Below are 3,981 nucleotides of genomic sequence, written 5' to 3' on the forward strand. Positions count from 1 at the left end.
GTGTCCGCGGCTCAGTCGGATAACGGTAAGCATCACCGAGGTGGCGGGATTTGACGTGCAAGCAGAGAGAAAAGCGTGCGGCCGCCACTCCGGTGCATGCAATGGTTATCCGCAAAACACCATTACGATGCAATCCGTCAGCGCGGACTTTGTCCCCGTGGGTGACCATCGCCGTGTGTAGATCGTAGCAAAGGGCGGACGTTCAAGCAAGTTTCAGCGAGCAGCAGTATATCGAGCGTCCAAAGACAGGCGTTGGTTGGTGCCACGCAGTGCATCCGGCACGTCGGCATTAATTGGGCATTGGAATTCAGGCGTCGGTTGGTGCCCCGCAGGGCAGTCGGCATTTCGATGTTGGTTGAGCGTTGGGGCAAAGCGTTCTTGGTCGAGCGTTAGAGATGCCCCGCAGGGCGCGAGGAAGGCAGCAAATGTCCGCGGCTCAGTCGGATAACGTCTAGGATCACCGGGTGGGGACGGAAAAGTCAACCATCAGGAAACGGCCGCAAGCCCCACTCCGGTGCATCCTTTGGTTATCCGCCGTTTTCGGGTTTGAGCGTAAAGAATGGGCCGTCCTCGGCATCACCAATATCGAAGCCAGTCTTCACATTCCGCCAAACGTCAGGAAGAGGGAGGATTGACGCCAGGAACTTTAGAATTCGTTTGTTTCGCAGTCCGTGTGCAGTGCCACCGGTCGCCCAAGTTCGACAAAGGCCACAAATCGTAACGGTCCGTGTTACCTTGTCACCGGAATAGGTTCGGATCGCCCATCCAGGTCGGTGACCGCAGAATGGCGGAGTTGTTTCGATTAGGTCAGCGTCCATGATGCGTTCAATGATCTTCGCTTCGGATGCAGTCAGGGTTCGGGTTGCCATCACATCCGTGCGAGCGTTTTCGTATTCAGTTGCCATTGTGTTGTCGGTGTGCGTTGCATTGCGAGGGTCCAGCAAGTAGATGACGGTACGCGGTAAAGCGTCGGCAGCGTAACACGCGTTGCAAATCAGCAAGCCGAGAATGAGAAGCGTATGTTGCATTTGAATTCAGTCGGATAACGGTATGCATCACCGAGGTGGCGGGATTTGACGTGCAAGCAGAGAGAAAAGCGTGCGGCCGCCACTCCGGTGCATGCAATGGTTATCCGCCGTATTGGGTCGTTGGTGGAGCGAACCTCCGGGCGAAGGCGTTTTCGACCACAGAGTAGGGAAGGTCAAGTAGTTCAATATGCCCGCTAACGGCATCCGCGCAGTGGCGAGACAACGCCAACAAGATGTGCTCGGAACCGATGAAAGTGTGGTCGTATTCGTCGGCAATTGCAATCGCAAGTTGTATGACGGACTTTGCGTCGGGATCGACCGGGCGTCGCCCTGGCGGGACCGGAGGGCGAGGAACGCCATGCTGCAGTCGCAACCGACGTACAATCGCCGAGCGTCGGACACCGCAGGACGCTAAAGTCGCGTTCGCGGGTGACGTGCGATATCGCAAGATCCCGGCCCAAAGGTGATTCGCACCGATCGACGTGTAGCCAAGTCGGTGTGCAGCTTGGTTCGCGTATTGGATGCTGCGGACGGCAATTGAGTTGAAGCGTTCAAGCATTTTCTGCAGCTCAGTCGGATAACGGTATGCATCACCGAGGTGGCGGGATTTGACGTGCAAGCAGAGAGAAAAGTGTGCGGCCGCCACTCCGGTGCATGCAATGGTTATCCGCAATATACCATCGCGATACGGTCCTTCAACGCGGGCTTCATCCGCGTGGGTGACCATCACCTTGTGTAGATCGTAGCAAAGAGTGGTCGGTCAAGCAAGTTTCGGCAAACAGCAGTAAATCGAGTAACCAAGGACAGGCGTTGGTAGTGCCACGCAGTGCATCCGGCACGTCGGCATTAATTGAGCATTGGAATTCAGGCGTTGGTTGATGCCCCGCAGGGCAGTCTGGACTTGAGTGTTGATCGAGCGTTGGGGGTAAAGCGGGCTTGGTCGTGCATGGGTTGTGCCCCGCAGGGCGGGAGGCGGGCAGTAAGTGTCCGCAGTTCAGTCGGATAACGGTATGCATCACCGAGGTGGCGGGATTTGACGTGCAAGCAGAGAGAAAAGTGTGCGGCCGCCACTCCGGTGCATGCAATGGTTATCCGTCGTCATGTGGGTATGGGCCGATATACTTAGAGAATGTTTCAACGTAAGGTGAGCCGACAACGATCTGCGTGATCGAAGCGAAAGAGATACCGTAAACGCCATCAAACCATTTTCCAGCGGCGTCAAAAAACGTGAAGTCGATGTGGTCGTCGTGCATAGCGGCAACACGACCAAGATGGAATCCGTGCTCCGCAGCATTGGGCGTTGCTTCGCACTCAATCTTTGCGTTCGTTCGACTAACGTGGAGGTAAGATAGAACTGAACGAAGCGTATCAGGGGTGAATGGTGGGCCAACAGCAGCCAAGTCAGAATGTCCTTCCTTCGCAAGCATCTCGGACCAGCGTTCGTTTACCAGCAATTCAGAGACGGTGGACGCAGGAAGAACAGTGAAGCCATCAGGCATGAAGCCATCGAATTCCCGAATAACGACGCATTGGGTGTTTCGCGTTAAAACGTAGCCGCGTATGGACGCCCCGAAGGGCCGTTTGACGTCAACGATTTGTGGAAGCGGCAACAGATCAGCTTGTTTTATGACGCAGTGGATTTCAGTCGGATAACGGTATGCATCACCGAGGTGGCGGGATTTGACGTGCAAGCAGAGAGAAAAGTGTGCGGCCGCCACTCCGGTGCATGCAATGGTTATCCGCAAAACACCGTTGCGATGCGATCCGTCAGCGCGGACTTCGTCCCCGTGGGTGACAGTCACCATTTGGAAAGCGTAGCAGAGTGTTGCCGGCAAAGCAAATTGCGGTGTGAGGCAGTGTATCGAGTTCGGGAAGACGGGCGCTGGTTGATGCCACGCAGTGCATCCGGCACTTCAGCATTGATTGAGCATCGAAAGCCAGGCGTTGGTTGTGCCCCGCAGGGCAGTCGGCATTTCGATGTTGGTCGAGCGTTGGGGTAAAACGGTGTTGGCGGTCATGCTGTACGCGTAGGTTGTGCCCCGCAGGGCGCGAGGCTGGCAGCAAGTGTCCGCGGCTCAGTCGGATAACGTCTAGGATCACCGGGTACGGAGGGAAAAGTCAACCACTGCGGAACAACTCGCAAGCCGTACTCCGGTGCATCCTTTGGTTATCCGCGATTTTGCAATTCGCGTTCATCTTCGCCGCTTGTGAATAGCCCAACGACCACAACATGCGGTGCATCAATGCGAAAGTACAGAACAGCAGTGAAGCGATTGAGTCGACAAGGCCGGTAGCCCGTATGGTCCGGTGCGAACGATTCTGGATGCGCCTTGACCCGTTCGAGGGCAGAGTAGAATTCAATCTCGAATTTGTCGCCAAGCCCCATTGAGAGGCGGTCGAACCAATCAATACCGCGCAACAGATCGGATTCGGTATACGCGGTCAGTCGCGCGTTCATTGACTACGAGCCACCCGGATGCGCTCCCTAAACTCTTCCTCACTAAGTGCTGTCGAAGGGTCAGCCTTGTATTCGGCCCAGCGTCGGTCCAATTCGGCACGTTGCGACTCGGTCAATTCTGTGCCGACGCCGTCTGGCAGCCGATCCCAAATCGCTTGCACCACTAGAAGTTGGTCATTCAGTGGCAAGGCAGAAATGTCGTTAATTGCTTGTTCAACGGTCATGCTATGTTCTCCATCACTGCATTGTACCACCGCTGAAGGATCGTGCAAATGCGATCGTTTACGGGCGGAACGCCTTCCGCCCACCCAGTCGGATAACGGTAAGCATCACCGAGGTGGCGGGATTTGACATGCAAGCAGAGAGAAAAGTGTGCGGCCGCCACTCCGGTGCATGCAATGGTTATCCGCAATACACCATTGCGATGCCGTCCATCAGCGCGGACTTCGTCCACGTGGGTGACAGCCACCGTGTTGGAAGCGTAACAAAGAATCC

6 protein-coding genes are annotated in these 3,981 nt (G+C 55.8%); all 6 read right to left on the bottom strand.

Going from position 1 to position 3,981, the window contains the following annotated elements; translation table 11 throughout:
* Positions 1 to 527 precede the first annotated feature (527 nt).
* On the bottom strand, positions 528 to 1,028 hold the full coding sequence (locus RC85_RS24975) for a hypothetical protein (protein ID WP_068267539.1): 501 nt from the start codon (positions 1,026 to 1,028) through the stop codon (positions 528 to 530).
* A 100-nt stretch (positions 1,029 to 1,128) separates the two neighbouring features.
* Complete coding sequence (locus RC85_RS24980; protein WP_068267541.1) at positions 1,129 to 1,755, bottom strand: Clp protease N-terminal domain-containing protein; 627 nt, start codon at positions 1,753 to 1,755, stop codon at positions 1,129 to 1,131.
* Between the two features lie 361 nt (positions 1,756 to 2,116).
* Positions 2,117 to 2,830, bottom strand: coding sequence for a hypothetical protein (locus RC85_RS24985; protein ID WP_162273272.1), 714 nt, complete (start codon positions 2,828 to 2,830; stop codon positions 2,117 to 2,119).
* Positions 2,831 to 3,195: 365 nt separating this feature from the next.
* A complete protein-coding gene (locus tag RC85_RS24990; RefSeq protein ID WP_068267546.1) occupies positions 3,196 to 3,486 on the bottom strand; it encodes a hypothetical protein in 291 nt (96 codons plus the stop codon).
* Positions 3,483 to 3,710: an addiction module protein gene (locus RC85_RS24995; protein WP_068267548.1), complete on the bottom strand. Its 228-nt coding sequence runs from the start codon at positions 3,708 to 3,710 to the stop codon at positions 3,483 to 3,485. Before RC85_RS24995 ends, RC85_RS24990 begins: the two co-directional genes overlap by 4 nt.
* Positions 3,707 to 3,955: a hypothetical protein gene (locus tag RC85_RS27870; protein ID WP_162273273.1), complete on the bottom strand. Its 249-nt coding sequence runs from the start codon at positions 3,953 to 3,955 to the stop codon at positions 3,707 to 3,709. Before RC85_RS27870 ends, RC85_RS24995 begins: the two co-directional genes overlap by 4 nt.
* Positions 3,956 to 3,981: the final 26 nt, after the last annotated feature.

Origin of the sequence: Rubripirellula obstinata, assembly GCF_001642955.1 — a bacterium.
Taxonomy (GTDB): Bacteria; Planctomycetota; Planctomycetia; order Pirellulales; family Pirellulaceae; genus Rubripirellula; species Rubripirellula obstinata.

Coding starts and splice junctions, on each gene's coding strand:
- RC85_RS24975 (WP_068267539.1), bottom strand. CDS start 1,028: ATGCAACATACGCTTCTCATTCTCGGCTTGCTGATTTGCAACGCGTGT.
- RC85_RS24980 (WP_068267541.1), bottom strand. CDS start 1,755: ATGGTCACCCACGCGGATGAAGCCCGCGTTGAAGGACCGTATCGCGAT.
- RC85_RS24990 (WP_068267546.1), bottom strand. CDS start 3,486: ATGAACGCGCGACTGACCGCGTATACCGAATCCGATCTGTTGCGCGGT.
- RC85_RS24995 (WP_068267548.1), bottom strand. CDS start 3,710: ATGACCGTTGAACAAGCAATTAACGACATTTCTGCCTTGCCACTGAAT.